Origin of the sequence: Streptomyces sp. NPDC056361, from assembly GCF_042262805.1 — a bacterium.
Taxonomy (GTDB): Bacteria; Actinomycetota; Actinomycetes; order Streptomycetales; family Streptomycetaceae; genus Streptomyces.
In genome coordinates this window covers 1-5,867 of sequence record NZ_JBHJQI010000256.1, presented here as the reverse complement: position 1 = coordinate 5,867, position 5,867 = coordinate 1, and the positions used below count along the sequence as shown (strand labels likewise).

Genomic DNA, 5,867 nt, shown 5'->3' with positions numbered 1-5,867 from the left:
ACGGCACCCCCGCCCGGCCCGCTTCCGGCCCCCGCCCCGGGTTCCCCGGCCGCTTCCGCTTCGCCCGCCCGCCCTGCCCCGGCCTCCGCGACGGTGCCGCCGCCCGGCCCGCTTCCGGCCCCCGCCCCGGGTTCCCCGGCCGCTTCCGCTCCGCCCGCCCGCCCCGCCTCGGCCCCCGCGACGGCTCCTTCGGCCGGCGTGTCTCCTGCCGTTGCCCCGACTCCGCCTACCCGCGCGCCCCTGGCCGCCCCGCCTTCGGCCCCCGCACTTCCGCCTGCGGCTTCGCCCGCGGGCCGCGCCCCGGCTCCCGCCGCGGTTTCTCCCGCCGCCCCCGCCTCGACTCCCGCCGGCCCCGCTCCGGCTTCGCCCGTGCGGGCTGCCGAGGCCCCCGCCGCAGGTTCCCCGGTCGCTCCGGCTCCGCCCGCCCGCCCCGCCTCGACGGCCCCCGTCGCCGTACCCCCGACGCCCGTTCCGGCCCCCTCCGCCGCCGCGCCCGCCGTGGAGACCACCACGCGCCTTCGCGCGATCCGTCCCACGGACCCCGACCCGCGCGGAGTGCCCGGCACGGGCCGGTTCGCCGCCGGGCGCCCGGCCGCAGCCGCTGCGGCGAACCAGCCGTCTGTCGGGCCGCTCGGTCCGCCCCGGCCCGTCGCCGCGCCCGCGGCCACGGGACCCTTCGCTCCGGCCCGGTCGGCGGGGGCCGTCCCCGTGGCGCAGGCCCCTGCGGGGTCGGCGGCGTACGGCTTCGGTGGGTCCGGGGCGTTGCCGCCCGAGGCGCCGGTGGAGACGACGACGCGGCTGCGGCCGGTGAGGGAGAAGAGGGCCGGGCGGACGGTGGCGGTCGCGGCGTGCGCCGTGTTGGGGATGGGGCTCATCGGAGGGGCGCTCGCGGGGGTGTGGTTGGCGGCGGCCGAACCGGGCGCGCCGGTGGAGCCGGTGGGGTACGCGGAGGCGAAGGAGATCTGGCACAACGCGCCGGTGGACACGCTGTTCCCGAGGACCGTGGCGGGGCCGGGCGCGGGGCCGGGGGCGGCGGCGCGCACGTGGACGCGGGTCGCCGTCGCGCCGGACGCGGCCTGTTCGCCCGCGGTGATGGCGAAGGGCCTGCTCGCCGCGGTGCGGCCGCTGGGCTGCGAGCGCGTCCTGCGGGCCACGTACACCGATGCCACCGCGAGCAGCGTGATCACCGTCGGCCTCGTCTTCACCCGCGCCGACGTCACCGCGCAGGGCGCCCTCGGCCGTGACCTGACGACCCGGCTGGGCCAGGACGTGCCGCCGGCGCTCGCCGGTCCCGGCACCGTGGCGGCCCGCTTCGGGGCCGGGCAGCGCGCGAGCTGGTGGCTGACGGCCCCCGCCGACCTCCCCGTCGTCGTCACCGCGGTGTCCGGCTTCGCCGACGGCCGGAGCGTCGACCGTCCGCTCCCCGCCGACCAGGCGACGAGCGCGGGCCGTACCGACGCCGTCGCGCAGTCGGGCCTGGGCCACGAGGCCAAGGGCATGGCGAAGCGGTTCGAGGCACTGCTGCGCACGACCGCCGTCGCGGCGGCGAAGGAGAAGACCCGGTGACCCGTCCTTCCCGCCGCCGGGCGCGCGCCGCCTCGGCCGTGCTGTTCGCCGCCGGTTTCGCGGTGCTGCCCGCGACGACGGCGCCCGCGTACGCCGACACCATCCGGGCCCGGCAGTGGGGCCCCGAGGCCCTGCACACGGCCGAGGCCTGGCGGACCACCAAGGGCGAGGGCATCACCGTCGCCGTGCTCGACACGGGGGTCGACGCCGAGCACCCGGACTTGAAGGGTTCCGTGCTGCCCGGACACGACCTCATCGGCTTCGGAGCCGGCCGGGGCGACCGTGCGTGGGCCCGGCACGGCACGGCGATGGCCGGCATCATCGCCGGGCACGGCCACGGCCCCGGCGACGGGGACGGTGTCCTCGGCATCGCCCCGGACGCCGAGATCCTGCCCGTGCGGGTCATCCTCGAAGGCACCGACAAGGCCAGGGACAAGGCCCGCAAGACCCGCGGGACCGCGCTCGCCGAGGGCATCCGCTGGGCCGCCGACCACGGCGCGGACGTCATCAACCTCTCGCTCGGCGACGACTCCAAGTCCGCGCACCCCGACGCGGGCGAGGACGCCGCCGTGCAGTACGCCCTGGCCAAGGGGGTCTCCGTGGTGGCCTCCGCCGGGAACGGCGGCGAGAAGGGCGACCACATCTCGTACCCCGCCGCCTACCCCGGCGTGATCGCGGTGACCGCCGTGGACCGCTACGGCACGCGGGCCTCCTTCTCCACCCGCCGCTGGTACGCGACCGTCAGCGCCCCCGGCGTCGACATCGTCATCGCGGACCCCGACCGCCGCTACTACGAGGGCTGGGGCACCAGCGCCGCCGCCGCGTTCGTCTCCGGCGCCGTCGCCCTGGTCAGGTCCGCGCATCCCGACCTCACCCCGGCCCAGATCAAGCGGCTGCTCGTCGACACCGCCCGCAACCGGCCGAAGGGCGGCCGCAGCGACGCCAAGGGGTACGGGACGGTCGACCCGGCCGCCGCCATCGAGGCCGGCGCACGTCTCAAGGGCGCCGACCCCAAGAACGCCACCGCCGGCTACCGGCGCCCGTACTTCGGCCCCGGCCCGGTCCCCGCCCCCGAGGAGTCCCACTCCTTCGGCCTCCTCGCCCCCGCCGCCGGCGGCCTCGGCGCCCTTCTCCTCCTGACCGCGGTCGTCCTCGGCCGCGCCCGCCGGAACCCTTGAGGACCTGACCGCCGGAACCCCCCGGGGACCAGGGGCGCCCGAGGAGGGCCCGCCCCGCTCCCGAGGACCCGGCGGGCCGTGCCGGGCGCCGCGCCGGTTAGGCTCGGTGCGTGGCGCTCAAGAACATCCCGGACCCCGGTTTCTCCGACGACGACGGCACCGCCGACCCGCGGCTCGCCGCGGCCCTGGCGGCGTGGGCGGAGGACAGAACCGCGCACGGGCCGGTGCTCGAAGCGCTCAAGGGCGCACGGCTGCTCGTCCCCGTGGTCGCGGTGCTCGGCGAGGTGGAGACCGACGAGAACGGCCTGCGCCGCGAGAAGACCAGCGACATGGCGGTGCCCACGCTGACGGCCGGCGACCGGCGGGCCCTGCCCGCGTTCACGTCGATCGCCTCGCTCGCGCTGTGGGACCCGGAGGCCCGACCCGTCGCCGTGCCGCTCCACCAGGCGCTCCAGGCGGCCGCGCACGAGAAGGCGGACACGGTCGTCCTCGACCTGGCCGGCCCGGTGCCGTACCAGCTGACCGGCCCGCTGCTGCTCGCCCTGGCCGAGGGCCGCTCCAGCGCGGACCCGCTGGACGACCCGGCGGTACGGGAGGCCGTCCGGGCCGCGGTCGCCGCCGAGCCCGCGGTGCTCCGCGCCTACTTGGGGCCGGGGGCCGCCGACGGCACCCTGGCCCTGGTCCTCGCCGAGGACACCCCCGCGGCGGAGTCGGCCCAGCGCGTGGCCCGCGCCCTGGCCGCCGACGAAACACTGAGGGCCCGCCTGGTGCGGGGCCTGGACCTGGCACTGCTGCCGGCCTCGGCCACGCCTCCGGGCGAGCCCTTCTACGTGAAGAAGTAGGACGTACGGGCTAGCCGTACACGGGTCCCGTGTACTTCTCGCCCGGTCCCTGGCCCGGCTCGTCCGGGATCAGGGAGGCCTCGCGGAAGGCGAGCTGGAGGGACTTCAGGCCGTCCCGCAGGGGAGCGGCGTGGAACGAGGAGACCTCGGTCGCGCCGGCGTCGAGGAGGCCCGCGAGCGCGTGCACCAGCTTGCGCGCCTCGTCGAGGTCCTTGTACTTGTCGCCCTCCTCGGTGAGCCCGAGCTTCACCGCGGCGGCGCTCATCAGGTTGACGGCGACCGTCACGATCACCTCGACCGCCGGGACCTCCGCGATGTCGCGGGTCATGGAGTCGAAGTCGGGGGTTTCGGGGGAGTCCGCGGACTCGTTCTGGGGCGTCTCGCTCATGCCTCACACGATAAGCCGCCCCGGAGCGCCTCCCCGCCGCCCCGCCCGCATTCGCGTACGGGCACGGCTCCTGCTAACCTTGTGTAACGACCGGCCGGACACGTGTGTGCCCGGCCCACAAGTGGAGGCTCCGTACTCCCACCTGACCGCCCTCACGGGTGGCGGGTCACCGGTCAGGTGGCGCCCATCGTTCCGTACGGACGATGGAGCCGCCCGATGTGCGCCCCGCGGTTGACCGCGGCGGTGCTCCGGTATTTCCGTGGAGCCCCGCCTGTGTCCCGTCCGGGGCGTTTTTCATGCGCCGGCGCGGTTGGTCAGAAACAGACAGTGCGCGTCCGTCCGCCAGGCGGTCGCGTGGTGCTACCGAGGAGGATCCATCAGCGCCGAGCCCCGCATCAACGACAGGATTCGCGTTCCCGAGGTGCGACTTGTCGGACCCAGCGGCGAGCAGGTCGGGATTGTTCCGCTTGCCAAGGCCCTGGAGCTCGCACAGGAGTACGACCTTGACCTGGTCGAGGTCGCGGCGAACGCCCGTCCGCCCGTGTGCAAGCTCATGGACTACGGGAAGTTCAAGTACGAGTCGGCCATGAAGGCCCGTGAGGCGCGCAAGAACCAGGCGCACACGGTCATCAAGGAGATGAAGCTCCGGCCGAAGATCGACCCGCACGACTATGACACCAAGAAGGGTCACGTCGTCCGGTTCCTCAAGCAGGGCGACAAGGTCAAGATCACGATCATGTTCCGTGGTCGTGAGCAGTCCCGCCCCGAGCTCGGTTTCCGGCTGCTTCAGCGGCTGGCGTCGGACGTCGAGGAGCTTGGCTTCATCGAGTCCAACCCGAAGCAGGACGGCCGGAACATGATCATGGTTCTCGGCCCGCACAAGAAGAAGACCGAGGCCATGGCCGAGGCGCGTGAGGCCCAGGCCGCACGCAAGGCCGAGCGCCAGGGCGTCGCCTCCGACGAGGCCCCCGCGGCTCCGGTCGCCGAGGCCCCGGCCGCCGAGGCTCCGGTCGTCGAGGCCGAAGCTCCGGCCGAGACCCCCGAGGCGTGACCCGACGGGCTGCCAACCAGGCAGCCCCGGGCCCCGCCCGGAACCACCAAACGAAGAACTGACGCTCCCGGATGTCCGGTGTCCGCACCGGACGGGAGCGCCACTGACGAGGAGATACGGCGCGATGCCGAAGAACAAGACGCACTCCGGTGCCAAGAAGCGCTTCAAGGTCACCGGCTCCGGCAAGATCCTGCGCGAGCGCGCCGGCAAGCGCCACCTGCTCGAGCACAAGTCGTCCAAGCTGACGCGTCGCCTCACCGGCAACGCCGAGATGGCCCCGGGCGACGCGGCCAAGATCAAGAAGATGCTGGGCATCTGATCTGATCACCCGCCCTCGGCGACGAGGGCTTCCGGCCAGGTCCGGGACCCATTCGTTTTTCGGGTCGTGTGAGTCCAACCACGACCCCGCTACAAGGAGTTAAAAGTGGCACGCGTCAAGCGGGCAGTCAACGCCCACAAGAAGCGCCGGGCGATCCTCGAGGCGGCCTCCGGCTACCGCGGTCAGCGTTCGCGCCTGTACCGCAAGGCCAAGGAGCAGGTCACCCACTCGCTGGTCTACAACTACAACGACCGCAAGAAGCGCAAGGGCGACTTCCGTCAGCTGTGGATCCAGCGCATCAACGCCGCTGCCCGCCAGAACGGCATGACGTACAACCGCCTCATCCAGGGTCTGAAGGCCGCCAACATCGAGGTGGACCGCAAGATCCTCGCCGAGCTGGCCGTCAACGACATCAACGCGTTCGCCGCGCTGGTCGAGGTCGCGCAGAAGGCCCTCCCGGCCGACGTCAACGCCCCGAAGGCCGCCGCCTGATCTTCCAGGCCGCAGTACTTCTGCCCGGACC

General features: G+C 74.5%; 7 protein-coding genes. 6 read left to right on the top strand and 1 reads right to left on the bottom strand.

The genetic code is table 11. The features are described 5' to 3' along the window. The first annotated feature begins 708 nt into the window (after window positions 1-708). From ACFCY7_RS39430 to ACFCY7_RS39420, 3 genes are all read left to right on the top strand, one after another. A complete protein-coding gene (locus ACFCY7_RS39430; RefSeq protein ID WP_376490902.1) occupies window positions 709-1,566 on the top strand; it encodes a hypothetical protein in 858 nt (285 codons plus the stop codon). Continuing rightward, complete coding sequence (mycP, locus tag ACFCY7_RS39425; protein WP_376490901.1) at window positions 1,563-2,744, top strand: type VII secretion-associated serine protease mycosin; 1,182 nt, start codon at window positions 1,563-1,565, stop codon at window positions 2,742-2,744. The genes ACFCY7_RS39430 and mycP overlap by 4 nt, the downstream gene beginning before the upstream one ends. A gap of 110 nt (window positions 2,745-2,854) precedes the next feature. Beyond that, window positions 2,855-3,586, top strand: coding sequence for an SseB family protein (locus tag ACFCY7_RS39420; protein ID WP_376490900.1), 732 nt, complete (start codon window positions 2,855-2,857; stop codon window positions 3,584-3,586). A gap of 10 nt (window positions 3,587-3,596) precedes the next feature. On the opposite strand, the gene ACFCY7_RS39415 is transcribed toward ACFCY7_RS39420, so the two are convergent. After that, window positions 3,597-3,974 (bottom strand): DUF1844 domain-containing protein, encoded by a 378-nt coding sequence (locus ACFCY7_RS39415; protein WP_367820516.1) that lies wholly within the window; start codon window positions 3,972-3,974, stop codon window positions 3,597-3,599. Between the two features lie 376 nt (window positions 3,975-4,350). Here ACFCY7_RS39415 and infC point away from each other — a divergent pair, with 376 nt between their 5' ends. The 3 genes from infC to rplT all read left to right on the top strand — a co-directional run bounded on the left by infC (window position 4,351) and on the right by rplT (window position 5,836). Further along, window positions 4,351-5,025 carry a translation initiation factor IF-3 gene (gene infC, locus ACFCY7_RS39410; protein ID WP_376490903.1) on the top strand — a complete coding sequence of 225 codons (675 nt, stop codon included), beginning with the start codon at window positions 4,351-4,353 and terminating at the stop codon, window positions 5,023-5,025. Window positions 5,026-5,149: 124 nt separating this feature from the next. Further along, window positions 5,150-5,344 (top strand): 50S ribosomal protein L35, encoded by a 195-nt coding sequence (gene rpmI, locus ACFCY7_RS39405; protein WP_015032399.1) that lies wholly within the window; start codon window positions 5,150-5,152, stop codon window positions 5,342-5,344. 105 nt (window positions 5,345-5,449) lie between these two features. Continuing rightward, window positions 5,450-5,836, top strand: coding sequence for a 50S ribosomal protein L20 (gene rplT / locus ACFCY7_RS39400; RefSeq protein WP_017241732.1), 387 nt, complete (start codon window positions 5,450-5,452; stop codon window positions 5,834-5,836). The last annotated feature ends 31 nt before the right edge of the window (window positions 5,837-5,867 follow it).

What these genes read in the sequence shown, in the direction of transcription:
- rpmI (WP_015032399.1), top strand. Translation starts at nt 5,150, where the DNA reads ATGCCGAAGAACAAGACGCACTCCGGTGCCAAGAAGCGCTTCAAGGTC.
- ACFCY7_RS39415 (WP_367820516.1), bottom strand. Translation starts at nt 3,974, where the DNA reads ATGAGCGAGACGCCCCAGAACGAGTCCGCGGACTCCCCCGAAACCCCC.